Origin of the sequence: Mesorhizobium loti (assembly GCF_003148495.1) — a bacterium.
In the GTDB taxonomy this organism is placed as follows: Bacteria; Pseudomonadota; Alphaproteobacteria; order Rhizobiales; family Rhizobiaceae; genus Mesorhizobium; species Mesorhizobium loti.
The window spans coordinates 914,744-939,870 of the sequence record NZ_QGGH01000002.1 but is presented as its reverse complement, the minus strand read 5'-3'; the positions used below and the strand labels follow the sequence as shown (position 1 = coordinate 939,870).

Below are 25,127 nucleotides of genomic sequence, written 5' to 3'. Positions count from 1 at the left end.
GCCAGAGCGACTTTCGAAACAGGCTCGGAGCTGGCGAACTCTTGCCCGTCAGAGCCGGTTGCGGATGAGCATGGTGACGACGAAGAACGCGCCGACCGAGCTGGTGATGATGCCGATCGGCAGTTCCTGCGGCGGCAACAGCGTTCGGGCCAGAAGATCGCTGGCCAGCAACAGCACCGCGCCGAAGACGGCACAGCTGGCAACCAGGCGCAGATGCAAGGGACCCGCCAGCGGCCGCGACAGATGCGGGATCATCAGCCCGACGAAGCCGATGACGCCCGCGACAGAGACCAGGATCGCCGTCGAGAAGGCGGCGACGAGAAAGGTCATCCTGCGCATCCGCGCCACCGGCACACCAAGGCTTTCGGCGGCATTTTCGCCGGCCAGGAAAGCGTCGAGCCGGCGGTGGTTCCATAGCGCGTAGGCCAGAATGGTGCCCGCACCCAGTGCGCCGACCCAGATATTGTCCCAGCGCGCCAGGCCAAGGCCGCCCATCGTCCAGAACAGCACGGAGTGGGCGGCGCGCTGGTCGCCGGCAAAGACCAGATAGTTGGTCAAGGCGGTGAATAGGAACGAGACGGCAAGGCCGGCGAGGATCAACCGCTCAGGGCCTTGCCCCCTCACCCGCGCGACCAGCAGCAGGACGACACCGGCAGCCAGTATGCCGCCGGCGAAGGCCGCGACCGGCAACGTCCAGATGCCAAAACTGTCGCCGAAGACGGTGATGACGGAAACCGCACCCGCGGCGGCGCCCGACGACAGGCCGAACAGGAACGGATCGGCAAGATCGTTGCGGGTCACCGTCTGCAGCAGCGCACCGACGACGCCGAGGCCGGCGCCGACGCAGATGGCCAGGATGCTGCGCGGCAGCCGCAGATCGACGACGATCTTGCCGACCGGCCCGGCCACGTCGTGCCCACTGAAGCCGATTGCACGACCAAGCGCGGCAACGACGTCGGTCAACGGGATCAGCGTCGAACCATAGGCAATCGACAGCAGGGCGAGAGCGGCGATCGCCGCGGATCCTACCATCATGGCCAGTGCGAATGCCCTGTGCCGCAAGCCTGGAAATGCGTCGCGTCTATCAGGACTCATGCGACGCACTTCCAGGATCTTTTGTTCATGCATGTCGTTGCCCCAAAACCGCTGCGCACTTTTGGGCGACATGCATCAGAACGCTTCCGGATGCATCGCCTTTGCGATCTTGTCGATCGCTTCGATGTTGGCGGGTCCCGGCGCCAGCTCGGCATAGCGCAGGGCGACGAAGCGCTCGTTCTTGACCGCGTCCGTCTCTTTCATGGCCGGATGCGCCTTCAGGAAATCGAGCAGCTTCCTGTAGCCGCCACCGTCCTGGTAATCGAGCAGGATGAGGAATTGCGGATTGCGCGACGCCACCGTTTCCCAGTCCGTGTTGCCCCAGCTGGTGTCCATGTCGGCCATGATGTTGTCGCCGCCGGCGGCTGATATCATTGCGCTGGGGATGGCGAACTTGCCTGCGGTAAACGGCTTGTCCTCGCCGGAATCATAGAGGAACACCCGGGTCCCTTTGCGGTCGCCGACCTTGGCGGTGATATCGGCGAGCTGCGTCTTCCAGCCCGAAACGAGCTTTTCAGCCTCGGCCTCCTTGCCAAAGATCTTGCCCAGCTTTTCGACGTCGCCATAGAGCAGGTCCATCGAGGCGGCCGGGCGGTTCTTGTCGAGATGAACGCAGCTTTCCGTCAGCACCAGCGTCTTGATGCCGTGCGGGGCAAGCGTATCGGGTGTCACTTCGCCGCCCGGCTTCATGCCGTAGTACCAGCCGGCGAAGAAGAAATCGGGCTCGACGGCGACGAGGTTTTCGAGTGTCGGGTATTTCGGCGCCAGTTCCGGGATCGAGCCCTGCTCGGCCTTGAACTCGGGACCGACCTTGTACCATCCGGTGATGCCGGTCAGGCCGACGATCGACGGCTGCAGTTTCAGCGCGAAAGCCATCTCGGCCATGTTGAGATCATGGATCACGGCGCGCTTCGGTGCGGCATCGAAGGTCAGCGGTTTGCCGCAGCTGTCGACGGTCACGGGGAAGGCCAGGGCTGTCGAGGCCAGCAGCGAGAAGGCAAGCGAAAAGGCAAGGCGTTTCACGGGGTGTTGCTCCTTTGTGGATGGGATGGGTCGAATACGGAATGGCTTCAATCAGGACGGCGGCGCGGCACGGTTTGGCACTTCGAACACCGTCAGTTCGCGGTCTTCGGTCGGATGGCGCAGACGCAGAACATCGATGCCGAAAATCTCGCGGATCAGTTTTTGGGTCAGCGCTTCGCGCGGCGCGGCGAGCGCTTGCAGACGCGCGTGGTTCATCACCGCCACCTTGGTGGCGAACGGCGCGACCAGCGCCAGATCGTGCAGCACCGCGATCACGGTCATGCTAAGGCCGGCCACGAGTTCGAGCAGTTCGCCGCGGGCGCGCGGATCGAGATGGTTGGTCGGCTCATCAAGGAACAGGATCTTTGGCTGCTGGGCGATGGCGCGGGCCAGTTGGGCACGCTGGCGCTCGCCGCCCGACAGCGAGCCGATGGTGCGGCCAAGCAGCGGCAGCAGGCCGGCCCGGCGCAGCGCATCGACGACAATATCGCGTTCCTCGCTCCTGCGTCTCAGCCCGGCGTGCGGGACCCGGCCAAGCTCGACATAGTCGATCACCGCCAGCCGCGGATCGGGCTGGTCGGTCTGGCCGACAACGGCCATATGCAGTGCCCGCTCGGCGGCCGAAATCCTGTCCAGCCGGCGCCCAGTGAGCTTCACCTCGCCGGAACTCGGCCGCAGCATGCCCGACAGCATGCGCAGCAGCGTCGTCTTGCCGGCGCCATTGGGACCGATGATGGCAAGGCGGTCGCCAGCGGCCACCGACAGGCTGACCGCCTGAACCAGATCCCGCCCATTCGCCATGGCGCAGAGGTCATGGGCTTCGAGGAGCGCTGCGGTCATCGGCTGCCGCCCGCCGGATTGCCCGAACCGGGAATGCGGGCCAGCGTCTTGCCGGCCAATCCCGCCGGACGCTGACCGGAACTGCACCAGCCATCGGCGAGCGACGCGTAGAGTCTGGCGAATCGCACGAGGTCGCCGACATCGGCGCGCGCGTCGATGGAGCCGAAGAGATAGGCAGCTTTACCGTGTGCCTGAAACGCGACGGTCAGCGGCCGCGAGCAGCCCGCCATGCAGGCCACGCCTTCGACCGCGAAGCCGCGCGCAACGGCCGGCTCATGCTGGGCCGAAAGCCGGGAGCGCAAATCGGTGCAAAGGTCTTCCCCGGACCTGACCCCGGTCACAAGGTCACGGCAAAGCGTGCACACGATGATGCGATGGATGGGATCGATGGAGCCGTCCAACTTTCCGTCACTTTCCAAAACTGGCGACGGAAGGAAGCTGGCGAGCCGGCCGACAAGACCGAGATTCGCGTTTCCTCCCGGCACACCCCGTCCGGTCAACTCATGCTGATGGCAGGTCTCCTGGCTCGCGGGTCGTTGCGCCATCCAGCCTTCCCAGCCTTGCCGGCCAGTGGCATTCATGGATTTTGCTCGCCGCTTACAGTTGCGGGGGCAGCCACGGCCTCGATCCCTGGGGATCTCACCGCGTTCCCTTTTCACCCCTCGCCTTTCGACTCGGGGACCATCACCGCCTCAGCGTAGTTTTGCGCCGATCGCATCGCAACGGATTTCTCGGATGGAGTGATGGGCCACGTGAGGGAGGCAGACATTGCACGCTCGCGGTGTGTAATAATATAACGTTCTATAAAGTGTCGCCTGGCGCTGTCAAGCGAAGCGCTTGACGTGCTGGGCCATATCGGTGCGCGAACTGCGACGGGATTGGCGCGGATTGCGCCGGATGCGCAATTTCGATCAAACTGGCCGCGCCAGGGAACGGCATCATGATCTGGCCAATGCGAGAAGAAAAATGAACCCGACCGAGAAAGCGCTGTGGTTCGTCGAGAGCCATCTGCCGGAAGCGATCTCGCTCGACGATGTCGCCCAAAGCAGCGGCGTGTCGCGTTTTCATGTGACGCGGGCTTTCGGCGCTGCCACCGGCCGCTCGGTGATGGGCTACATGCGCTCGCGCCGGCTGACCGAAGCGGCGCGCAAGCTGGCCGGCGGGGCGCCCGACATCCTCAGCGTTGCGCTCGATGCCGGCTACAACTCGCATGAGGCGTTCACCCGTGCCTTCCGCGACCAGTTCGGCACCACGCCGGAACTGGTGCGCGCGCAAGGCACGACTAAGACCCTCGACCTTGTGGAGCCAATCCTGATGGACCATTCCCTGCTCAGCACACTCGAACCGCCGCGCTTCGAGACCAGCCGGCCCTTCCTTATCGGTGGCTTTGGCGAACGCTACAGTTGCGAGAGCAGCGCCGGCATTCCGATGCAGTGGCAGCGCTTCAGTCCCTATATCGGCAACATCCCCGGCGAGATCGCCGGCGTTTTCTACGGCGTCTGCCTCAACGGCGACGACGCGGGCAATTTCGACTATGTGGTCGGCGTCGAAGTGTCCGATTTTGCGGACTTGCCGAAGGAGTTCTACCGGGTGAGGGTGCCGGCGCAGAAATACGCGGTGTTCTCGCATCGGGAGCACATCTCGACAATCCGCCGCACGATCAACACGATCTGGAACAGCTGGCTACCCGCCTCCGGTCATGACATCGCAGATGCACCGGAATTCGAGCGCTATGGTCCCGAATTCGATGCCCACAGCGGCAATGGCGGGTTGGAGATCTGGGTGCCGGTCAAGGCGTAGGCGATCATGCCATTGGCAGCGCCGGCCAGCGATCGACTATCCTGCCGCCGGAAAACACCGCGATCGATCCAAACTGCTGCAGCACGGCCTCGCTCTGCGTCGGGCGCAGGAAGGCGTAGTCGCCTGGCCTTGCGGTAGCAACGGCCGGCAGGCCCATGAATTGCTGGTTCGAGGACAGGCCAAGCAGGCCGTTCGTCATCATGCCTTTGGGGAACACCGGCTCGGCCATCCACTTGCCGCCATAGAGATAGCAGCCCTTGCGGGGAAACCGGCCGAGCGCCTGCAGCAGGCGAGTGATGACCGGCGGGCCGGGCAGCATCGGCTCGACCACTTTCAGCATCGGCGTCGCGATGAAGGCCGCTGGCTGGAAGCCGTCGAGACCTGATGTATCGAAGTCGCTGGGCAGCACGAAGGCCGAGCCCATCGACACTTCATTGGCGACGCCGCCATGATGAAGCAGCGCGGTCTTGCTGCCGCCGATGTTCAGGATGCGGCGCTGGTCGGCGCCGAGACGAGCGACGAACGCCTTGGCCTGCGCCGACGCCTTTGCCAAGGCTTTCGCCGGCCCGCCGAACAGACCCGGAATAAGCGGCGCATGCGCCTCGTAGGCCATGACGCCTTCGCAATGCAGCCGTTTGTGGGATGGCAAAGCGCTCAACGCCTTCGACAAGGCTTCGGGATCGGCAAAGCCGCCGCGATGCAGCCCAACATCGATCTCGAAGGCAATGCGCAGTTCGATGTCGAGTTCGGCAGCGAGCGCGCCATATTCCGCCAGCCGCTCCTCGCTGTCGATCAGCCAGCAGACACGCGACCAATCGGCGCCACCTTTCGCCAGTGCCGCCCTTGCCGCATCGACAGGCATCGGCTTGCCATACAGCAGATCGGCATCCGGAAACGCCTTCAACACGGCTTGCGTGATCGGCGGATGGAAGGTCATGACGTGATTGGTGCCAAGCGCCTTGCCGATATGCGCAAGCAGCGGCAGGCAGGCGAGCGATTTGTCGACCAATCGCACGGCAAGGCCGGGATCCAGTCTCTCCTTTACCAAGGCGATGTTGCCGTCCAGCCGGTCGCGATCGAGCAGCAGGCAGGGCTGGAAGATGCCGGCTTGCTTCAGCGCATCCGACAGGGTGGAAAAATAGGCGCTCATTTCTCGATGCCGAACAGGCCGGCAATGTAGGGCGAGACGAAGCGGTTTTCCGGATCGATGTCGCGGCGCACCGCCATGGCATCGTCCCAGCGCGGGTAGAGCTTTTTCAGATCCGCCGCTTTCAGGCTGTGCATCTTGCCCCAATGCGGCCTGCCGCCGTATTTGCGGAAGATCGGCTCGGCCGCCCGCATGAACGGCAGCGGATCGTTCGCCGCGTCATGGTGGATGGCGATCGAGCAGCTCAGCCTGTTGTAGAAGGGCGAGAGCCAGAATTGATCCGGTGCGACCGAGCGCACCTCCATCGGGAAATACACCTCGGGAAAGCGCTTCTCGGTCAGTTCGATGACCTCGGCCAGCGCCTTCGGCCCCTCCTCGAACGGCAGATGATATTCCATCTCGTTGAACTTGGTCTGCCTGTCGCTGGCATAGACATTGAGCCAGTCCTGCACGTAGTCCTCGGCCGGCAATTTGGCGATGGCGCCCAGGATCAATCGGCGGCGCAGCGATGGCAGCCAGACAAGCCCGGTGCGCAGCCGGCGCAGCGTCCTCAACCCAGCCTCATCCGCTTCCGGAGGTCGCGGGGTCGGTGCTGCGTCGCTGAGATCGCTGGCGATGAACTGCGCATAACCGGAAAACGGAATGTAGTAGAATTCGGCCGAGCGATGCGCGGCCATCATCGCCTCGAAATCGCGCAGCATGTCGGCGATCGGCAGCACCCATTTGCGGCGGCGCAGCCGGTAAGTCGCAATGTTGTTCAGCGTCACTTCGCTGAGCACGCCGAAGGCGCCGAGTGCGACGCCGATGGCATGGATCATGTCCTGATCCCCTCCCCGCTTGAAATCGCGGACCTTGCCAAGCCCGTCGACGATCTGCACCGTCTCCAGCTGCGCGTGATAGGCGCCGAGCGTCGGTCCCGAGCCATGCGTGGCGGTGCCCAGCGCGCCGCCGATCGCCTGACGGTCGATGTCGCCCATGTTGGGCAGGCCCTGGCCAATGCCTTGCAGGATGTGCATGAGCGGGCCAAGCCGGGTCCCTGCCCGCACCCGCGCCTGATGTTTTTGCGCGTCATGCGAGACCAGCCCTTCCAGTCTCTCCAGGGACAGGATCGTGCCCTCGGATTCTACCAGCGGGGTGAAGGAATGACCGGCGCCGGCGACGCGGACCGGGCCGGGTGCGGTACGAATGAGATCGCCAAGCTCGCCGGCGTCAGTGGGGCTGGCGATCAGCTTCGGTTCAGCAGTGACCAAGCCCGACCAGTTGCTCCAACGGTTCGACATGGCGCTCCCCCGCTCAGGCAACGGCGCGGCGACGCCGCGACACCAGGACGAACAGACCAAGCAGCGCGACGCTGGCAACGGCACTGGCGGCGGCAAATTCCGGCACCGGCCGGAAATCCTTGCCGTCGATGAGCAGCGACGCCGCGATCGGCCCGATCGCCAGGCCGAACAGCTGGGCTGCCGGCACCAGCAGCACGGCGGTGCGCGTCTCGTCGGCGGTGATCGCCAGCCGGATCTGGTAGGGCACGATGAACAACAGGATGAAGCCCATGACCAGGGCGGCCATCCAGAATGTGGTGAGGCCAGGCCCACTGGCCAGAACCAGGGAGCAGACCAGCGCCACGACACCGATCGTGGCGATGGCAGCGCGATAATCGATGCGCGCTTCGAACACGGTGGCCGTCATCGCACCCAGGACCTGCACCGCCAGGCTGGCCGACACGATCAGGCCGACAGTGCGCCCATCGATGCCGTATTGGGCGCCAAGCGGCTCCAGAAAGGCCCAGACCGCGCCGAAGAACATGAAGTAGCAAAAGACCGACAACAGCGCGGTCATCGAAGGAACCGTCAGCACATTGGCCAGATTCTCTTCCTTGGGCAGGTCGGCATAGTCACCGGGTACGGTGAAGGCGACCGCCAGCGACACGACGCAGACGACGGCGAGAACGATGAAGCCGCCCGCCGACCCGGCGGCCGGAATGACATAAAGCGCCAGCAACAGGGCAAGCGCGCATTGCGCCAGCGTCTGCATGGTGACGAAATAACCGCCGATGCGCTCGGCGCGCCGCGAACGGGCGATCAGTTCGGTGGCGACCGCGACCAGACCGCCTTCGGCGAGCCCGGCCAAGGCGCGGGTCGCAATCAGCGTGCCGGCGCTTGCGGCATAGGCCGTCCACACATTGGCCAGCGCCAGCAGCAGCAGAAGGATGGCACTTTTCCAGCGCATGTTGCGCGCCGAGAGCAACATCGCCACGACAGCCGAACCGATGGCGATGGCGATCATCTCGGCGGTGGCGACCAGCGCCAGTTCATCGCCGCTGACATGGCCCTCGGTGTAAAGGGCCCCGAGCAGCACCGGCTGCAGGCCTAGAATGAGCAGGCCGACCGAACCGATCCACAGGGCCGAGGCAAGTTGTGCGCCGGTCGGATTGCCGACCAGCCAGTCGCCATTGCCTGCGTGGCCGGTAGTTGTCGAAGTCAAAGGCGCCTCCCAACGTCCTTGCCGTGCGGCAAAAAAGCTGACAACCTGTCAGTATTCCAGAAACTGATACTTGATCATATTTCTTGTCAACCGGAATTTGAAAAACCCGTGCGAAAGATCGGTGCATGACCGAAGTGAAGAGAATGGCGACCGAGCCCAGGCGCAGGCCCAAGCAGGAACGCAGCCGCGAGCGCATCGACGCGATCCTGTCGACGACCATGCGGCTGATCGGCGAGAAGGGCATCGACGCCGTTACCATGAAGGAGGTCGGCATGCTGGCGGGTGGGCCGATCGCCACCGTCTATCACTATTTTCCCAACAAATCGGCCATCCTGGCAATGCTCTATGAGCGGTTCTCCGAGGTCAGCCGCGCACGGCTGACGACGATCATCGCCGATGTCCACGAAGCGAAGGACGTGATCGCGGCAGCAGACCGGCTGCTTGACGACTATCTCAGCCGCGTCGCCGGCGATCCGGCCATCCAGGATCTGCAGAACGCCATCCAGGCCGACAAGGCGCTCAAGAACCTCGACATCGCCGAAACCCGACATCAGGCCAAGATGTTCTGCGACCATGTCATCGCCCTGCTGGAGCCCGAGAAGCGCGAGCAGTTCGAACGCATTGTCCTTCTGATCTTCCAGCTCGCCGGCGGCGTGGTGCGCCTGGCGCTTGCCGAGGGCGAAGCAGAAAGCCGCCGCACGATCGAAGATTACCGTTCGATCATCCACACGCAGCTGCGGCTGTTTTTGTAGCCTTGGTGATCATCGTCAAGCTGCCCGGGCGGCGTGAGCACCAGAACGCCCGCTATGCAACCTGGCGGATAAGGCTTTCGAAGCCGTCGGCGAGATTGGCATTGCCGGCAGCGAGAAACGCAGAAAGATTGCGGGCGCCACCGGGTGTCTTGTTGGCATCAAGCAGCACCGCCCTGCCCTCATGCATGACGAAATCGAACTTTCCGTAGTCAAAGCCAAGCTGGCGCCTCAGCGCGCGAAGCTCCTCGGGAACCGGAACCGGCTCATGACGGATCGTATCGTCGCCCTTGACGAGGCTCTGCGGCGAGACATGGCGGGTGCAGCGCTCGCGCTCGCCGCAGAATATCCAGAAGCGGGCTCCAAAGCCGTCCGACTCCGGCTCAGGAATGAATTTTTCGACGACGAGATCGCTGCGGTCGAAGACCGCCGGCGCAACATCCGAAAGGGATGCATAGACGCGATAACCCTCGATAAGCTTGACGCCGGGAAACGGCCTCGGCTTTCCGGCACGCAGCGATCGCCGGTTGAGCGCCTGCTCCCGCACCCCGAGATTGTTGAGATTACTCTTGACGATGACTGGCCCTTGCCAGTCGTCATCCTTGCCGATCAAGGCGCCACTGACGCGTCGTTTGGAGATGTCGGCAGCCCCGATGTTCAGGCAGAAGGGAAAAGCGCGTGCGTATTCGACATATTCGGGTGGCGTCACGGTCGCATCGACGTGCAGCACCGCGATGTCGGCCTCCGGCTTTGCCGACGTTCCGGCGATTATGCGGACGGAATGACCGCGTCGCTTCAGTTCCTTCAGCAGATCGAAAAGCATATAGGAACTGCCGCGGCGAAACAGCGGGCCGCGCCAGCGTTCGAACCTGTCGAACTCATGCGTAATAACCGCGATGCGTGTCATGCGTCCCCCGCTTGGTCTCATTAGCGTCCTCGATTATAGCTGCAAATACAATGCCGGCTTGGGGCTGTGGATGACCGACCATTGGAATGCCATTCGAGGGCACTGGCAGTTGCTCGGACCACCGTTGCGGCCGCCGGCTGAAGCGGTTGAGGCCTATGAGCGCGAGCTCAACCTTTCGAAGGCGCACGTCGTTCTGCTTGGCGTGACGCCGGAACTCGCCGGGCTCGGGACGACGATGACGGCCGTTGACGAATCTTCCGACATGATCGCCGGTATCTGGCCAGGCGACACCGCGTTGCGAAAGGCAATCAACGGCGACTGGCTCGACTTGCCGGTGTCGAACGCAAGCGTCGATGCGGTGATCGGCGACGGCTGCCTGTCGGCGCTCGGCCTTTCAACCGGGCGCCGGGCGCTGTTTGCGGCAATCGCTGGCGTACTGCGCACCGACGGCCGCGCGGGACTGCGTCTCTTTGCCGGTCCGGAAACACCGGAAGACCCGGCGGCGCTGCCGGCGTTTGCACTGTCGGGCGGTGTCTCGACCTTCCATGAACTCAAATGGCGCGTCGCCATGACCGCGACGGGCGATGCGCCCGACCATGCCATTCCGGTCAGGACGATCGCGGAAAGTTTCGATGCGTTGTTTCCTGACCGCGAAGAGCTTTCGGCTCGCACGGGCTGGGACCTGCCCACCATCGGCACCATCGATGTCTATCGGAACTCGCCGGCCATCTACAGCTTCGCGCCGGCGACGACACTGGTGAGCGAGGCGAAAGCGTTCTTTGGCGATGTCCGCATCGCTTTAACCGGGAGCTATGGGCTTGCCGAGCGATGCCCGCTGTTGGTGCTGCGAGCGCCAAGACACTGAAGACAGCAGGACGGCGTTTCAAGCCGGGGCGCGCGCAACCCAGGCTTTCTGAAATCGTGCGGCAGCATGAGAAAAATTTCGCGCGCATCGCAGTCTTCGCGCACCTTGACTCTCAAAGGTCGGCGGCCTATTTCAGCGCCACGTTAGCACTCTCCATTGGTGAGTGCTAACCATAGGTCCGGCGCCGCCGGATGGAGGAACTGTTTCTCACCGTTCTCATCGAGGAAGAAAAAATGGCAAAGTCGAAGTTCCGCCCGCTTCATGACCGCGTGGTCGTTCGCCGGGTCGAATCCGAATCCAAGACCGCCGGCGGGATCATCATCCCGGATACGGCAAAGGAAAAGCCGCAGGAAGGCGAGATCATCGCTGTCGGCTCCGGCGCTCGTGACGAAGCTGGCAAGCTGGTCCCGCTGGACGTCAAGGCTGGCGACCGCATCCTGTTCGGCAAGTGGTCGGGCACCGAAGTCAAGCTCAATGGCGAAGACCTTCTGATCATGAAGGAATCCGACATCATGGGCATCATCGGCTGATTATCGGCCTCACCGTCAACTGAATTCCCGGGCTTACTCCAAGCCCTTGCCAGGAGCTAAAAATGGCTGCCAAAGACGTAAAATTCTCCCGTGATGCCCGCGAGCGCATGCTGCGCGGCGTCAACATCCTCGCCGACGCGGTGAAGGTCACGCTCGGCCCCAAGGGCCGCAACGTCGTCATCGACAAGTCGTTCGGCGCCCCGCGCATCACCAAGGACGGCGTCACCGTCGCCAAGGAAATCGAGCTTGAGGACAAGTTCGAGAACATGGGCGCGCAGATGGTCCGCGAAGTTGCTTCGAAGACCAACGACATCGCCGGCGACGGCACCACGACCGCAACCGTTCTGGCACAGTCGATCGTCCAGGAAGGCCACAAGGCCGTTGCCGCCGGCATGAACCCGATGGACCTGAAGCGCGGCATCGATCTGGCCGTGACCGAAGTCGTCGCGGCGCTCGGCAAGGCTGCCAAGAAGATCAAGACCTCCGAGGAAGTTGCCCAGGTCGGCACGATCTCGGCCAATGGCGACGAGTCGGTCGGCAAGATGATCGCGGAAGCGATGCAGAAGGTCGGCAACGAAGGCGTCATCACGGTTGAAGAAGCCAAGACCGCCGAGACCGAACTCGAAGTCGTCGAAGGCATGCAGTTCGACCGCGGCTACCTGTCGCCCTACTTCGTCACCAACGCCGACAAGATGGTTGCCGAGCTCGAGGACGTCTACATCCTCCTGCACGAGAAGAAGCTCTCCAACCTCCAGGCCATGCTGCCGGTTCTCGAAGCCGTCGTGCAGACCTCGAAGCCGCTGCTCATCATCTCGGAAGACGTCGAAGGCGAGGCTCTGGCCACGCTGGTCGTCAACAAGCTGCGTGGCGGCCTGAAGATCGCCGCCGTCAAGGCGCCGGGCTTCGGTGATCGCCGCAAGGCCATGCTGGAAGACATCGCCATCCTCACCGGTGGCCAGGTCATTTCGGAAGACCTCGGCATCAAGCTCGAGAACGTCGGCCTCAACATGCTCGGCCGCGCCAAGAAGGTGTCGATCTCCAAGGAGAACACCACCATCGTCGACGGCGCCGGCAAGAAGGCCGAGATCCAGGGCCGCGTTGCCCAGATCAAGCAGCAGATCGAAGAGACCACCTCGGACTACGACAAGGAGAAGCTGCAGGAACGTCTCGCGAAGCTCGCGGGCGGCGTTGCGGTGATCCGCGTCGGCGGTGCGACGGAAGTCGAAGTCAAGGAAAAGAAGGACCGCGTCGATGACGCCCTCAACGCGACCCGCGCGGCCGTCGAAGAAGGCATCGTTGCTGGTGGTGGCGTCGCGCTGCTGCGCGCTTCGGCCAACATCAAGGCCACCGGCGCCAATGCCGACCAGGCCGCTGGCATCAACATCGTTCGTCGTGCGCTGCAGGCTCCGGCCCGCCAGATCGCGGCCAACGCCGGTGCGGAAGCATCGATCGTTGCCGGCAAGATCCTTGAGAACAAGGGCGCGACCTTCGGCTACAACGCCCAGACCGGCGAATATGGCGACATGATCGCCATGGGTATCGTCGATCCGGTCAAGGTCGTTCGCACGGCTCTCCAGGACGCGGCCTCGGTCGCCGGCCTGCTGGTCACCACCGAAGCCATGATCGCGGAGGCTCCGAAGAAGGAGTCGGCTGGCGGCGGCATGCCTGGCGGCATGGGCGGCGGCGGCATGGGCGGCATGGGCGGAATGGATTTCTAATCCAGCCAATCTGGCTAAGCTTACTGAAAGGGCGGCAGCGATGCCGCCCTTTTTGTTTTGCGCAGCGGTCGTTGTGGACGTCTCTCAGACGGCGGCATCCGCGCGTTGCTTTACCTCGCCGGCAAGCACGGCCGCTTCGATCAGTGCCGCCACCTCGTCGGCCACGGCTTGTACCGGGGCGCGGTCGCGGGTGGCGCGGGCGATCACCATCAGCCCTTCCAGCGACGATTCGACCAGCAGCGCCAATGCATGCGCGCGGCGCTCGGGCACCCCTGCCCTGACGAAGGCGTCCCGCAGCAGGCCTATCCACTGTTCGAAGGCCGAGCGGCACAACTCCGCCAGTTCCGGCACGTCGGTCGGCGAGTCCAACACGACAGGCGCGATCGGACAGCCGAGCGAAAACTGGTTGTCCTCCAGCATGCGCCCGACCGACTGGTAGATATGATGGACAGCGACCGCCGGATCCTTTTCGGCGGCCAGCGCTTCGCCCAACCTCTCCGTTACGTCGGCAACGCTGCCGCGCGTCACCTCGATAACCAGCTGGTCCTTGCCGCCGGGGAAATGGAAATAGAGCGAGCCGCGCGGCGCGCCGCTGGCGCTCAATATGTCGTTGAGCGAAGTGCCGTGATAGCCGCGCTGCCTGAGCAGCAGCGCCGTCGTCTCGAGAATGCGGGTGCGGGTGTCGTTGGCCATGTCAACCTCTGTCAGGAGGAATCATTATAGGCCTTGCCTCGAATATGACAATCGGTCTACATAATATATAGATCAGTCTACATATTTCTGAGGAGAATCGACATGCGCAGCTACCGTCTCGAAGGGCCCGGCGGGACCGAATGCCTGGTGATGCGCGACGAGGGGCAGCCGGAGCCGAAACCGCATGAGATCGTGGTGCGCGTTCGCGCCACCTCGCTCAACCGGCGCGACACGATGATCCTCAACGGCACCTATCCGCTGCCGCCGCGCCAAGGCGTCGTTCCGCTGAGCGATGGGGCCGGTGACATTGTCGCCATCGGCGATGCCGTCACTCGCTTTGCCGTCGGCAACCGTGTCACCGGCAGCTATTTTGCCCGCTGGATCGACGGCGGCATCCATGCCGGGCTCATCGACCAGCTCGGCTGCACGCTGGACGGCATGCTGGCCGAATACGCGATCCTCGACGAACAATGGGCGGTGCGGCTGCCCGATCATCTCGACTGGCATGAGGCGGCAACGCTGACCTGCGCTGGCTTGACTGCCTGGAATGCGGTGACGGGCGCCGGAATTCCGAAGCCTGGGCAATGGGTTCTGGTCATCGGCTCGGGCGGTGTCTCGCTCTTTGCACTGCAGTTCGCCAAGCTGCTCGGCTGCCGTGTCGTCGCCGTCACCTCGCGCGGCGAGAAAGCCGACAGGTTGCGGGCGCTGGGCGCCGATCTGGTGATCTCGACATCGGATATGCCGCAATGGGGTGCGACCGTCCGCGATCAGACCGGCGGCATCAATCTCGTCGTCGAGACCGGCGGCCCGGCGACCTTCGCACAGTCGCTGATTGCCAGCACGCTTTACGGGCACATCGTGCTGCTGACCCTGCAGGATGCGAAAGGCGGATCGATCCAGCTGCCGGCGGCACTCTACCAGCGCAGCCTCGCCACCATCAGCCGCCTCTTCGTCGGCAACCGGACCAATCTCGAAGCCATGCTGCGCGGCGTCTCGCAGCACCGCCTGCGGCCCGTCATCGACAGGGTCTTCGCCTTCACCGAGGCCGGCGATGCCTACCGCTATTTCCAGCAGGGCGACGTCTTCGGGAAAGTGATCATCGACGGCGCCTGACCCATCAAGTCCTCAAACCAAGGGAGAACGACAATGACATTCGTGAAGCCTCAGCCGAGTGGCAAGGAACGCTGAAGGAAGGTTCGGGCCGATTGCGGCTCGGCAGCGGCGCCTTCGAAGGCGCCTATTCCTTCCCATCGCGTTTCGAGAACGGTCCTGGCACCAATCCGGAGGAACTGATCGCCGCAGCGCACGCCGGCTGCTTCTCGATGGCGCTGACCGCCATCCTCGGTCGGGAAGGCCATATCCCCGACAGCATTCGCACCGTGGCGAAGGTGCACCTCGGCGCCACCGCGGCGGGACCGACGATCACCCGTATCGAGCTCGAAACCGAGGCAGAGGTCGCGGGACTCGCCGAAGATGAATTCGAGCGCCTTGCACAGTCCGCCAAGGCAGGCTGCCTCGTCTCGCGGGCCCTTGCCGGCGTGTCTCAGATCACCCTCAAGGCGACGCTCGTCGAAGCCATCAAAGGCCAATGAAGCCAGGAGAAAGAAGATGACACAGGAGCTTGTCATGGATGCAACCGCGTACGATCTCTCACAGCAAACGGCCGAGATCATGCGGCGCTACAACGACGTATTCCAACGCCATGATCCCTCGGCACTCGCCGAGCTGGTGGCTGAGGACTGCGTGATCGAAAACACCGTGCCAGCGCCGGACGGCGCCCGTCATGCCGGCAAGGCGGCGTGCGTCGGGCTTTGGACGGCAATCGCAACCCAGGCCGGCACGCGCTTCGATATCGAGGAAACCTTCATCGCCGGCGAGCGGGCGACGATCCGCTGGCGCTATTTCATGGCCGACGGCAATTCGCTGCGCGGCGTCAACCTCATGCGTGTCGCCCACGGGCGGATCGTCGCAGCAATGGGCTACGTCAAGGGGTAGCGCCGGCCGGCGCTACCGATCCGCCGGTGCCAGCCTGGCGCCGAAGGTGCAGCGAACCAAGTCAGCGCGATGAGCCGGCAGGCCTTCCTCTAATCCATATTGACGTACGAGGACGCCCGATCGCAGCCATATGAGTTACTCCAAAGGTATCTCAATCTGTGCTAAAATCGAGCGCGACCGCCATTCGACGATCGAGAAAGACCATTAGGGAGGACTCGTGTGATGAACATCAGAACCACCTGCTTTGGAGCACTCGCATTGGCTGTCTTCAGCGGCACGGCGTTTGCCGGGGCGCTCGACTCGCCCAAAATGATGGAACCGTTTTTCACCGATTCGGGCATGAAGACGATGAAATCCGACGATGAAATGAAGGCGGCCTGGGCAGCGATGTCCAAGGACGATCAGGCCATGATGATGAAGGAATGCCAAGACGCTGCGATGAGCAAACCATACGCACCGTTCTGCGAAAAATTGAAGGCCCTCGGCGGCGCAAACAAATGACTGCCCTCGCCCAGAGCTGAAGAGCAGATGAAGGCGGGCGCTAAAGCGCGTCGCGTTTGAACGGATTCAGGCGACGCGCTTTAGGTCTTTGTTTTTATGCATGTCGTTTTCCCAAAACCCAGGTCACTTTTGGGCGACATGCATTAGGCTCGCCTTCTGACTATCTGGGCAGGGATTTTGTGCAGAGACGACAGGATCCGCGAACCGGTTTCTACCGATCCGCCAGCGCCAGTTTTGCACCGAGCATGACGAAGGCACCGGCGAAGGTCCGGCGCATCCAGGTCAGCACCATCGGCCGCGACACGACATGGCTGCGGATCGAAGCGGCGAAGATGCCGTAGCCGACGAAAACAACGAAGGTCAAAAGCATGAAGACGGAGCTGAGCTCCAGCATCTTCGACAGCGCATTGGGCTCGGTGGTGCTGACGAATTGCGGCAGGAAGGCGAAGAAAAAGATCGACAGTTTCGGATTGAGCACGTTGACGAGGATGCCGGTGGCAATCACCTTGCCGGCCGAGCGTGGCGTCACATCCTGCTCGACGCTGAGGCCGCCCTTTTCCTTCAGCGTGTTCCAGGCCATATAGAGCAGATAGGCGACGCCGAGATATTTCAGCGTCTCGAAGGCGACCGCACTGGTGTGCAGCAGCGCCGCCAGGCCGGTGATGGCGGCGGCCATATGCGGGATGATGCCGAGGGTGCAGCCGAAAGCGGCGATGATCGAGGCACGCGCGCCGCGCGAGAGGCCGGCGCTTAGCGTGTAAAGAACGCCGGTGCCGGGCGAAGCCACGACGATCAGCGACGTCAACAGAAATTCGATGCTCACGATGGTTTCCTCCGACGCCCTGCCCTGTCGCAGCGTAGCCAGCAAGGAGGATGCGCACAAGCGCCGGAAACCTTGCTAAGCTGTCGGCAATCCGTGCGCCCGGCGTGCCATCAGGCAATCGTCGTCACCAGGCATGCAGGCGCGGCAGACATCCGGGCGGACATCATAGATGCCGCAAGCGGTCGACTTGCCGATTTCGCCGGACAACGCCGAGCAACGCACGCCCTCGCAGCGCATGCCGGACAGATTGGCCGCTACATATTTCTCCGGGATACGGTCGAGCTGCGCGTCATCCTCGGTGGAAAAGCGTGGCCACTCGGCCGAATAAGAGCAGCAGGCGCCGCAGCTCTGGCAGTCGAACAGAGCAGCGGTGCTGCGTTGCGACAAAAGGCTTGCAGCGGTCACCAGGGCAGACAGCCCCGGCGCGGCAGGATTGCGATCGGTGTCTTGCGGCAAGGCGCTATTTCTTCTTGCCTGTCATTTCTTCTTGCCCGCCTTGCGCGACGACGCTTCGGCCGGCGACTTGAACAAATCGGTCGCAGTCTCGGCCGACCCGTCGCCTTTCGGCGCGGCAACCGGCTTGGTCGGTTTTGCGGCGGCAGCCGGGGCTGCCGGCTGGTCCTTGGCGGAGAATTTTATGGCCATGTCAGTCCTCGTCGACGAAGCGCGATGATGGTGCGCGCGGATTGCGCAGGCGGCCGATCAGCGCCGAAACCGCCGTGATGTTCATTTCCTCGGGCGACCAGTTTCTGACTTCCGCGATGTGGTGCACTGCCAGCTCGCGATGCGTGCTGCCGCTGTAGGCGGCGTCCTGATGGGTTACACGCTCATGGGTCTTGGCGTCTTCACGGACATATTCGATCAGGTAGTTCGGACATTCGGCGCGACCGCGCACACCGAGCCGCACCTGGGCATCGCCATGGGCGCGCTTGCAGCGCTCCAGCTTCTCCAGCACCCGGCGCACATATTCGACCGGCTTGTTGAGGCCTTCGACCACGTCGGCGATGGTCGAGTCGGCGGCGATCAGTTTCGGAGGCACGCGCTTGGTAGCCATCAGCGTCTTCCGGCTCGCTTCGGCAAAGCGGCCAGCGCCGCGGCGGCGGCCAACTCATCGGCCTCCTTCTCCAGGCGCTGTTCACGCAGGCGCGCGGTCTTGGCTTCCCGCGCCTCGCTGACGGCATCGCGTTCGGAATTGATGCGGTTGAGTGACATCGACTGGGTTTGCGTCTTGCTGAACAAGGACACGGCCTGTTCGACTGTCTTCGAATGAGCGGTCAAAATCTTTCTCCTGTCAGGAGCCTGTGCCGATGGAGCGAGACCGGGTCTTCGGTCAAGACGACGCACAGAGCAAATACGGCAGCGGATTCAAATTGCTGGAGCGTCCTTTAGCACGTCCAGGCCGGCGCGCAGCGCACTTTCGGCGACAAGACGCGCAAAATGAAAAAGGCCAGGCACCGCCTGACCTTCCGTAAGAGAACGCCGTGCATCCAGACGGATGCACAAGGCACGCTCCTCTCATGCGCATGACATGCCGTGGAAACTCAGGTCTCCGCGGCCATGCGCCCGAATTCGCCACTCACCGGTGCCAGTACATCCGTGGTCACCGGGAGAGCTGAATTCTTTTTTCAGGCCGCCTTCAACTGGTCGGCGGACATCTTGCCCGACTTGTTGTCGCGGACCATCTCGTAGCCGAGCTTCTGGCCCTCGACGATGTCGCGCATACCGGCGCGCTCTACGGCCGAGATGTGGACAAAAACGTCGGCTGAGCCGTCGTCAGGCTGAATAAAACCAAAACCTTTGGTGGCGTTGAACCATTTAACTGTGCCGGTGCTCATGACGAACCCTTTCCATGGCAAATATTCGTTCGACGCCATGCGGATGCACAACGTCGTTTGTCCCGATTTTTGATGTGGGAAGTTCGTCAAAGGCGCGCTCGAAAGCGCGGATAACAAAAGTCAGTCAAACAAATATCGACGAAATGCTTTTAGGCTTCTTTTGGCGCGCTGTCAAATCTGCATCCGCCACACCTGCGCAATTCTCCCAAAACACCTGGCCAAAACACCTGGCATGACGGCAAATCGGACGCCAAACGGCGCGCTTGCGCCAACTCAAAAAAATTTCGCGGCATCCGGGAACCATCTGCGCAAACGCGCATTTATTCCGTGTCATCAGCAATTCATGAGAGCAATCGAAGAAAGGTTGATGGCAAAGACGCCCCCGCACGATAAAAGGTGCGAGGGGCGTTTTCGTTTGGATCACCTATTCGTCCGGGCCGGGTTCCGGCCACGTCTCCTTGGCCGCCTCGGCATACCAGTGCCGCATCGCCGGCGTTGCCAGCACGGCATCGACATAGGCTCGCATATCCGGCGCAAGCGTGCCGCCATAGGTGTCGAAGCGGGTCACGACCGGTGCATACATGGCGTCGGCCGCGGTGAAATGGCCAAACAGGAACGGACCGCCCTTGCCGTATTTTTCCCGGCACTCGCGCCACAACGCCTCGATGCGCTCGCGTTGCGCCTCGCCTTCGGCATCGAGCGGCTTATGGCCCTTCGGCCGACGCAAATTCATCGGCCAGCCGTAGCGAACTTCACGGAAACCGGAATGCATCTCGGTCGCGGCAGAGCGCGCCAGTGCGCGGGCGTCGATATCGGCCGGCCAGAGATTTTTTTCCGGAAACAGGTCAGCCAGATATTCAAGGATGGCAAGGGTTTCCCAGATGATCTTGCCATTGTGATTCAAGACGGGCACCTGGCCGGTCGGCGACACTTTCGCCAGATTGGTAAAGGTCTCAGGCGTGCGCAGCCGCACGAAACCCTCCTCGAACGGGATTTCCAGATGTCTCATCGCGACCCATGGCCGGAGCGACCATGAGGAAAAGCACTTGTTGCCGATGAAGAGTGTGAATTCAGCCATTTGTCTCCCCCGCATGCGCGATCACCCAAATCCTTTGGTCGGCGCGCGTCACCAGCCTATAGCCTGCCCGCCTTGCCACAGGAAGCGGCTGCCCGAGCTCACCTGTCGACCGGGAACGCGTGGAACCTAAACGACACCGGCTCGTTTGCTTTCGCGGATGAATTCCGCCGAATTCAAAACTCCCAGGAGATGCGAAAAATGGTGAACAAGGATCAGGTCGCGGGCGTGGCCAAGCAGGTCAAGGGCTCGATCAAAGAAGCCGCCGGCAAGGCAACCGGCAACAGGCAGACCCAGGCTGAAGGCACGGCCGACAGGATCGCCGGCAAGGTGCAGAAGGCCTAGGGCGACGTGAAGGACAAGGTCAAGAAGGCGCTCTGATCCGACATCGAGAACGCTCTTTTATTGGGAAAGGCGGTCGCGAGGGCCGCCTTTTTCATGTGCTCCAGCCTTTGCTGAAAGCATAGGTGAAGGCGACCTCGCCATGATCACCGGTCGCCTCGCCCAGCACCACATCCATGCCGTCGCTAGTCACCCTGGCCAGTGCGAAACCGCCCATATAGGCGGCCTTCGGCTTGAACAGATCGAGCCCGTCACGGCGATAGATCAGCGGCGTTTCGTGCTGGTGGCCATGGAAGATGCCGACGACATTGTAGCCCTTGAGCGCCGCCAGAAGCGCCTGCCGGTCGGCCTCGCTCCACCAATGCGGCGCGCCAGCGCCGTCATCGTCGAAGTGCCTTTTGGCGGCATCCCAGCGTTCTATCGAGAAGGTGTCCCAACCATAGTGCTGGAACAGAATGACCGGACGGCCGTCCGCCGCATAGGTCGCCAGATCCTGCTTCAGCCATGGCAGGCTGCTCTCGGCGCCATGGCCAGTGTCGCCGGCGAAACGATGCGTCTGGATCAGATGCAGGCCGCCCCAGTCCCAGGAATAGCAGTCGGTGTCGACATCATAGTCGGTGGCCGGCACTGGCGGCTTGAAGAACACGCCGGCGCGATGGTTGACCTCGACATAGTCGCGCAGTTCGCGTCGGTACCAGTCGACATGGTGCGGCGGCCCGTTCTGGTCGAGATCATGGTTGCCGAGCCCGACATAAACCGGCATGTGCACGCGATCCGGGCCGACGCCCTGCTGGTAGCGCTGGCTGAACTGGAGCAGTTGGGTGCCCTCGCTCGGCTGCGTAATCTGGCCGCCGCCGTCATCGGTCATGTCACCGCCGACGACGAGGCCGAGCGGCGTGCCGATGCGGCTGCCCGCCGAGCGCAGGCCGGTGGCGACGCCGTTGATCTCGACCGGCCAGTCCTTGTCGCCAAGATCGTTGAGCGCTGCCACGTTGCGCAGCAGCGCGGCGTCGGTCTTGCCTTCCTGCAGGCAGTTGGGGCTCAACCCGCTCGCCATGCGGCAGGCATGGACATCGGCGATGAACAGGAAGGTAGCGTCGATGGACTGGACGCGTTGGCCGGTCTGGCTGAATGCCGGACGCGAAAATGCACCGGCCGCGGCAAATCCTGCCATCTGCTTCAGCAGGCTGCGCCGGGAAATCGAGTGGATCGGCAAGCGAGTCATCATGCGCGAAATTCAGCACAGGCGGCCCCCTGCCGTCCAGTTGCCGTCACCGCGCATCGACACCGCCGCCGCTCGCTCGGTAGCGCCGCAACGTCAAAGCGGCCGCGTCGAAATCCCTCGTCGCTGCGGTATCAAAGGGTTCTTGGTCGTAGCAGCACCCTGCGGCGGCGCCTGGCTGCCAATCCGCCCTGCGAAGGCGACAGCGCGCTCCGCTCCAGTCCTGCCAGGCAATCCCGCAGCACGCTCGCATCCTGCGCCGTCTTGGCCATCGACATCGCCCCGGAATAGGCGGCGACCGCCAGCGCGGCGAAGCGCTCGGGATCCGTGCCCTCCTCCCTGCCCGCCTGCTGGTCGGCTCGCAGCTTGTCGGAAATCGCGCGCCGCCACCCGACAAAAATACCGGCAAGGGCAAGGCGGAAATCCGGATCGGCAAGCGACAGTTCATGCGCCAGATTGTTGAGCGGGCAGCCGCGCACGAAACCCTGCTGCTCCAGTTCCGCCGCCACGGCCTCGAACACCGCGCGCACGCCTTCACGTGCTGTGTTGGCCACCAGCACCGGCGCGATCCATGTCTCTTCGACCGCCGCCGCCACGCGCTCGTCAATCACCGCCAGCGCCAGCGCCTTCTTGGTCGGGAAATGGTGATGTAGCGCGCCACCGCTGACACCCGCCGCCGCCATCAGGTCGCCGAGGCTGGAGGCGTGATAGCCGCGCGCCTGGAACGCAACCTCGGCGACATCGAGCACTTTCTTGCGCATGCCTTCAGGGTCGTTGATGCGTTTTTGTGGGCGCGGTTTGGGTCGAACGGTCATCTCTGCTGACATTGCCGGACTTTAGCATATTGACAAAACAGGACAACCGGTCTGTTTTATAAACAGGATGACTGCCCTGTTTTGAGGAGAGACCGATGAACATGCCCCTGAATGTCACGCCGAAACCCGCGGCGCTCGCCTCGCCTGTGGTAGAGCTTCGGCAATACACGCTGAATCCCGGCCAGCGCGACACGCTCATCGACATCTTCGACGGCGGACTGATCGAGGGCCAGGAGGACGCCGGCATGACCATCATCGGCCAGTTCCGGGATCTCGATCGGCCAGACATGTTCGTCTGGATGCGCGGCTTCGACAGCATGAATGCGCGGAAAAATGCTCTCGCCGATTTCTATGGCGGGCCGGTCTGGGCGGCGCACCGCGATGCGGCCAACGCAACAATGATCGATTCCGACGACGTGCTGCTGCTGAAGCCGGCGTGGCCGGGTGCCGGCTTCGACCTCGCGGGCGCGCAACGGCCAAGTCTGGCCACCGACGAAAAGCCCTTTCAAAACAAGCCGCTGACTGGCATCGTTGTCATCGAGATTCATCATTTGCAGCGCGGCACGGAGGCTGACTTCGCCCATCGCTTCGAAGCCGAAATAGGGCCGCTGATGACGGCACAAGGCGCACGCCTGCTCGCCGCTTTCGTGACCGAGCATGCCGAAAACAGTTTTCCGCGCCTGCCGGTACGGGCTGATGAAAACGTCTTCATCAGCATCACGGGTTTTGCCAGCGCAGAGGCACATGCCCGCCACAAGGCCACCCTCGTCGCCTCACCGGCATGGCAGGCCTTTTGGCAGGCCGCGCAGCTCGGCCTGACCAAACCAATGGAGACTTTACGACTGTCGCCCACATCGCAGTCGCTGGTCGGGCGTTAGACTTCAAATGCCTCGATGATGGCCTTTGCGACAAGGGCCGGATCTTCCCAATGCGGGTTGTGGCCACAGGTCTCGGCGCGGACGAAGACGGCTTCGGGAAGGGCGGACTGCAATGCCTGCTGGTGTGCCTCGCCGAACAGCGGGTCGCACGCACCGGCGATGATCAGCGTCCGGGCCTGCACGGCTCGCGCCGCGCCGGTCAGGTCGGCGCGGCGGATTTCCTCCAGGATCGCGCGCCAGCGCGGCGCCGGCATCGCCGAGGCATCTTTCGCCAGGCCGGCGAGAAAGGCTGGGGGCACGCCGGGTCGGCAGGCATGCCACCAGGCGTAGAACGGATCGGCCGGCGATATCGGGTCGTGCAGGGCCTCGACGCCGGCGACCAGCGGATGATCGGGCGCGAAATCGGGCTTCAACGTGCCGGCCAGGACCACCAGCCCGCCGATCAGCTCCCTGTGTCGCCCAGCCAATGCGATAGCCACCATGGCGCCCAGAGAATGGCCGACGACGACCGGCCGGTCGAGCCGCAAGCGCAGGATCAGCCCGGCAATATCGTCGGCGAAATCGGCGATGCCGCAGTTCTTGCCCGTTTGCGAGGCGCCGTGGCCGCGCAGATCCGGCATGATCAGCCGACGGCCGGCCAGATATGGCGCCAGAAGCGAAAAACTGCGACTGGTGTCGGTGAAGCCGTGCACCAACAGCAGCGCCGGCTCGGCGCCCGATATCTCGACATAGGCAATGTCGAGATCGCCGACCGTGACGAACTGCTTGCGGCCGGCCCAGGCGTCCTGCTCCGGCAAAGCATCCAGCACCGCCGGTCTCACAGGCCGAGCTTTTCCTTGACCGCGGCAAGGCCCGGCTTGCCGTCGAAAGTGGTGACGCCGGCAAGCCAGGCGTCGAGGCGGTTCTTGTTGAGCGTGATTGCCTTTAGCGCCCCGTCCTCCGGCTTCATGCCATCATTGATCAGATAGCCCATGCCGACATTCTCGAAATCGATGTCGAAGGCGAGATTCCCGAGGAATTGCGCGACGTTCGGGCATTGCTGCAGATAGCCCTTGCGCACCTGCGTCGTCACCGTCGCGGCGCCGAAGTTCGGGCCGAAGAACTTGTCGCCACCGGTCAGGTACTTGAAGTCGTACATCGTGTTCATCGGATGCGGCGCCCAGCCCTGAAAGACGATGAACTGCTTTTCCTTGATCTCGTAGCCGACCTCCGAAAGCATGCCAGCTTCGCTGGACTCGACCACCTGCCAGCCGTCCAGGCCAAAGGTGGGATCGGCGATGGCGTCCATCATCAATTGGTTAGAGCCGGGCTCGATGCCGTACATTTTCTTGCCGAACTTGTCGGCGAACTTGTGCAGGTCGGAGATGTCCTTAACGCCGGCATCCCAGACATAGGTCGGCACGGCGAATGTGTATTTGGCGCCTACGAGATTGACGCGCACATTCTCGATTGAGCCGTCCTTCTTGTAAGGCTCGTAATAGGTGACCATGGCCGGATCCCAGTAGCCCAGGAACAGGTCGAGATCCCTGTTCTTCATGCCCTCGTAGATGACGTTGATACCGAGTACCTGGCTTTGCGGCTGATAGCCGAGCGCCTGCAAAAGGACGTTGGCGACCCCCGTGGTGAAGGCAAGGTCGTTCCAACCGGGTTCGGCCATGCGCACAGTGCTGCACTGCTCGGCTTCGGCCGCCTGGGCCGCATGAGAGGCCAACATGAGGGCAGCAAGACAGACGCCATTTGCAAGGATGCGGAACATTCGGTTCTCCTCATTGTCAAATTGACCAATTGGTCTT

At 63.1% G+C, this 25,127-nt stretch carries 31 protein-coding genes and 1 riboswitch; of the genes, 11 read left to right on the top strand and 20 right to left on the bottom strand.

Translation table 11 applies throughout. The features are described 5' to 3' along the window. Positions 1-48 precede the first annotated feature (48 nt). From C8D77_RS13080 to C8D77_RS13065, 4 genes are all read right to left on the bottom strand, one after another. Positions 49-1,035, bottom strand: coding sequence for a FecCD family ABC transporter permease (locus C8D77_RS13080; protein ID WP_109663070.1), 987 nt, complete (start codon positions 1,033-1,035; stop codon positions 49-51). 135 nt (positions 1,036-1,170) lie between these two features. Then, positions 1,171-2,118, bottom strand: coding sequence for an ABC transporter substrate-binding protein (locus C8D77_RS13075; RefSeq protein ID WP_109663068.1), 948 nt, complete (start codon positions 2,116-2,118; stop codon positions 1,171-1,173). Between the two features lie 51 nt (positions 2,119-2,169). Beyond that, positions 2,170-2,958, bottom strand: coding sequence for an ABC transporter ATP-binding protein (locus C8D77_RS13070; protein ID WP_109663066.1), 789 nt, complete (start codon positions 2,956-2,958; stop codon positions 2,170-2,172). Continuing rightward, on the bottom strand, positions 2,955-3,359 hold the full coding sequence (locus C8D77_RS13065; protein ID WP_245951759.1) for a DUF1636 family protein: 405 nt from the start codon (positions 3,357-3,359) through the stop codon (positions 2,955-2,957). Before C8D77_RS13065 ends, C8D77_RS13070 begins: the two co-directional genes overlap by 4 nt. Before the next feature lie 93 nt (positions 3,360-3,452). Continuing rightward, positions 3,453-3,659: riboswitch (cobalamin riboswitch) on the bottom strand. 265 nt (positions 3,660-3,924) lie between these two features. Between C8D77_RS13065 and C8D77_RS13060 the strand changes: the two genes are divergently transcribed. After that, the gene (locus C8D77_RS13060; protein ID WP_109663396.1) at positions 3,925-4,758 is read left to right on the top strand and encodes an AraC family transcriptional regulator; all 834 of its coding nucleotides are present in this window, start codon (positions 3,925-3,927) and stop codon (positions 4,756-4,758) included. 4 nt (positions 4,759-4,762) lie between these two features. Here C8D77_RS13060 and C8D77_RS13055 read toward each other — a convergent pair whose 3' ends face one another. From C8D77_RS13055 to C8D77_RS13045, 3 genes are read right to left on the bottom strand one after another with little or no spacing between them, the layout of a single operon-like run. Further along, positions 4,763-5,908, bottom strand: coding sequence for a DSD1 family PLP-dependent enzyme (locus C8D77_RS13055; RefSeq protein WP_109663063.1), 1,146 nt, complete (start codon positions 5,906-5,908; stop codon positions 4,763-4,765). Continuing rightward, complete coding sequence (locus tag C8D77_RS13050; RefSeq protein WP_109663061.1) at positions 5,905-7,185, bottom strand: D-arabinono-1,4-lactone oxidase; 1,281 nt, start codon at positions 7,183-7,185, stop codon at positions 5,905-5,907. The genes C8D77_RS13055 and C8D77_RS13050 overlap by 4 nt, the downstream gene beginning before the upstream one ends. A gap of 13 nt (positions 7,186-7,198) precedes the next feature. Next, on the bottom strand, positions 7,199-8,386 hold the full coding sequence (locus tag C8D77_RS13045; protein WP_109663059.1) for an MFS transporter: 1,188 nt from the start codon (positions 8,384-8,386) through the stop codon (positions 7,199-7,201). Between the two features lie 125 nt (positions 8,387-8,511). Here C8D77_RS13045 and C8D77_RS13040 point away from each other — a divergent pair, with 125 nt between their 5' ends. Further along, positions 8,512-9,138 (top strand): TetR/AcrR family transcriptional regulator, encoded by a 627-nt coding sequence (locus C8D77_RS13040; RefSeq protein WP_170136728.1) that lies wholly within the window; start codon positions 8,512-8,514, stop codon positions 9,136-9,138. A 52-nt stretch (positions 9,139-9,190) separates the two neighbouring features. Here the strand turns inward: C8D77_RS13040 and C8D77_RS13035 are convergent, their stop codons facing one another. After that, complete coding sequence (locus tag C8D77_RS13035; RefSeq protein WP_109663058.1) at positions 9,191-10,042, bottom strand: ATP-grasp domain-containing protein; 852 nt, start codon at positions 10,040-10,042, stop codon at positions 9,191-9,193. Between the two features lie 70 nt (positions 10,043-10,112). Here C8D77_RS13035 and C8D77_RS13030 point away from each other — a divergent pair, with 70 nt between their 5' ends. The 3 genes from C8D77_RS13030 to groL all read left to right on the top strand — a co-directional run bounded on the left by C8D77_RS13030 (position 10,113) and on the right by groL (position 13,155). Continuing rightward, a complete protein-coding gene (locus C8D77_RS13030; RefSeq protein WP_109663056.1) occupies positions 10,113-10,907 on the top strand; it encodes a class I SAM-dependent methyltransferase in 795 nt (264 codons plus the stop codon). A 233-nt stretch (positions 10,908-11,140) separates the two neighbouring features. After that, positions 11,141-11,437 (top strand): co-chaperone GroES, encoded by a 297-nt coding sequence (gene groES / locus C8D77_RS13025; RefSeq protein ID WP_006203049.1) that lies wholly within the window; start codon positions 11,141-11,143, stop codon positions 11,435-11,437. 62 nt (positions 11,438-11,499) lie between these two features. Then, positions 11,500-13,155 (top strand): chaperonin GroEL, encoded by a 1,656-nt coding sequence (gene groL, locus C8D77_RS13020; protein WP_027042159.1) that lies wholly within the window; start codon positions 11,500-11,502, stop codon positions 13,153-13,155. An 84-nt stretch (positions 13,156-13,239) separates the two neighbouring features. Here the strand turns inward: groL and C8D77_RS13015 are convergent, their stop codons facing one another. Then, positions 13,240-13,848 (bottom strand): TetR/AcrR family transcriptional regulator, encoded by a 609-nt coding sequence (locus C8D77_RS13015; RefSeq protein ID WP_109663053.1) that lies wholly within the window; start codon positions 13,846-13,848, stop codon positions 13,240-13,242. A 102-nt stretch (positions 13,849-13,950) separates the two neighbouring features. On the opposite strand from C8D77_RS13015, the gene C8D77_RS13010 reads away from it, so the two are divergent. The 4 genes from C8D77_RS13010 to C8D77_RS12995 all read left to right on the top strand — a co-directional run bounded on the left by C8D77_RS13010 (position 13,951) and on the right by C8D77_RS12995 (position 16,344). After that, complete coding sequence (locus C8D77_RS13010; protein ID WP_109663051.1) at positions 13,951-14,961, top strand: zinc-dependent alcohol dehydrogenase family protein; 1,011 nt, start codon at positions 13,951-13,953, stop codon at positions 14,959-14,961. A 38-nt stretch (positions 14,962-14,999) separates the two neighbouring features. Next, complete coding sequence (locus C8D77_RS13005) at positions 15,000-15,440, top strand: OsmC family protein (protein ID WP_109663390.1); 441 nt, start codon at positions 15,000-15,002, stop codon at positions 15,438-15,440. Positions 15,441-15,456: 16 nt separating this feature from the next. Next, positions 15,457-15,843 carry a nuclear transport factor 2 family protein gene (locus tag C8D77_RS13000; protein ID WP_109663049.1) on the top strand — a complete coding sequence of 129 codons (387 nt, stop codon included), beginning with the start codon at positions 15,457-15,459 and terminating at the stop codon, positions 15,841-15,843. 222 nt (positions 15,844-16,065) lie between these two features. Continuing rightward, a complete protein-coding gene (locus tag C8D77_RS12995; RefSeq protein ID WP_109663047.1) occupies positions 16,066-16,344 on the top strand; it encodes a hypothetical protein in 279 nt (92 codons plus the stop codon). Positions 16,345-16,555: 211 nt separating this feature from the next. On the opposite strand, the gene C8D77_RS12990 is transcribed toward C8D77_RS12995, so the two are convergent. The 7 genes from C8D77_RS12990 to C8D77_RS12965 all read right to left on the bottom strand — a co-directional run bounded on the left by C8D77_RS12990 (position 16,556) and on the right by C8D77_RS12965 (position 20,080). Then, on the bottom strand, positions 16,556-17,167 hold the full coding sequence (locus C8D77_RS12990; RefSeq protein ID WP_109663387.1) for a LysE family translocator: 612 nt from the start codon (positions 17,165-17,167) through the stop codon (positions 16,556-16,558). Positions 17,168-17,242: 75 nt separating this feature from the next. Then, entirely contained in the window at positions 17,243-17,623 is a 381-nt protein-coding gene (locus C8D77_RS12985) for a YkgJ family cysteine cluster protein (RefSeq protein ID WP_109663045.1), read from the bottom strand. Between the two features lie 21 nt (positions 17,624-17,644). Continuing rightward, complete coding sequence (locus tag C8D77_RS37600; RefSeq protein WP_170136727.1) at positions 17,645-17,812, bottom strand: hypothetical protein; 168 nt, start codon at positions 17,810-17,812, stop codon at positions 17,645-17,647. Between the two features lies 1 nt (position 17,813). Beyond that, positions 17,814-18,221 carry a hypothetical protein gene (locus C8D77_RS12980; RefSeq protein WP_056593642.1) on the bottom strand — a complete coding sequence of 136 codons (408 nt, stop codon included), beginning with the start codon at positions 18,219-18,221 and terminating at the stop codon, positions 17,814-17,816. Next, entirely contained in the window at positions 18,221-18,445 is a 225-nt protein-coding gene (locus tag C8D77_RS12975; RefSeq protein WP_109663043.1) for a hypothetical protein, read from the bottom strand. The genes C8D77_RS12980 and C8D77_RS12975 overlap by 1 nt, the downstream gene beginning before the upstream one ends. Before the next feature lie 347 nt (positions 18,446-18,792). Further along, the gene (locus C8D77_RS12970; protein ID WP_010915421.1) at positions 18,793-19,002 is read right to left on the bottom strand and encodes a cold-shock protein; all 210 of its coding nucleotides are present in this window, start codon (positions 19,000-19,002) and stop codon (positions 18,793-18,795) included. A 424-nt stretch (positions 19,003-19,426) separates the two neighbouring features. Beyond that, a complete protein-coding gene (locus C8D77_RS12965; RefSeq protein WP_109663040.1) occupies positions 19,427-20,080 on the bottom strand; it encodes a glutathione S-transferase family protein in 654 nt (217 codons plus the stop codon). Between the two features lie 189 nt (positions 20,081-20,269). Between C8D77_RS12965 and C8D77_RS12960 the strand changes: the two genes are divergently transcribed. Then, a complete protein-coding gene (locus C8D77_RS12960) occupies positions 20,270-20,422 on the top strand; it encodes a CsbD family protein (RefSeq protein ID WP_170136738.1) in 153 nt (50 codons plus the stop codon). 91 nt (positions 20,423-20,513) lie between these two features. Here C8D77_RS12960 and C8D77_RS12955 read toward each other — a convergent pair whose 3' ends face one another. Both C8D77_RS12955 and C8D77_RS12950 read right to left on the bottom strand, forming a co-directional pair. Continuing rightward, positions 20,514-21,647 carry a metallophosphoesterase gene (locus C8D77_RS12955; protein ID WP_109663035.1) on the bottom strand — a complete coding sequence of 378 codons (1,134 nt, stop codon included), beginning with the start codon at positions 21,645-21,647 and terminating at the stop codon, positions 20,514-20,516. Positions 21,648-21,775: 128 nt separating this feature from the next. Next, positions 21,776-22,456 (bottom strand): TetR/AcrR family transcriptional regulator, encoded by a 681-nt coding sequence (locus C8D77_RS12950; RefSeq protein ID WP_109663033.1) that lies wholly within the window; start codon positions 22,454-22,456, stop codon positions 21,776-21,778. A 95-nt stretch (positions 22,457-22,551) separates the two neighbouring features. On the opposite strand from C8D77_RS12950, the gene C8D77_RS12945 reads away from it, so the two are divergent. Then, positions 22,552-23,334 (top strand): NIPSNAP family protein, encoded by a 783-nt coding sequence (locus C8D77_RS12945; protein ID WP_109663031.1) that lies wholly within the window; start codon positions 22,552-22,554, stop codon positions 23,332-23,334. On the opposite strand, the gene C8D77_RS12940 is transcribed toward C8D77_RS12945, so the two are convergent. Next, entirely contained in the window at positions 23,331-24,143 is an 813-nt protein-coding gene (locus tag C8D77_RS12940) for an alpha/beta fold hydrolase (protein ID WP_109663385.1), read from the bottom strand. The two genes, C8D77_RS12945 and C8D77_RS12940, sit on opposite strands and share 4 nt — an antisense overlap. A gap of 8 nt (positions 24,144-24,151) precedes the next feature. After that, positions 24,152-25,090, bottom strand: a complete 939-nt coding sequence (gene choX / locus C8D77_RS12935) for a choline ABC transporter substrate-binding protein (protein WP_109663029.1) — start codon at positions 25,088-25,090, stop codon at positions 24,152-24,154. Positions 25,091-25,127 lie beyond the last annotated feature (37 nt).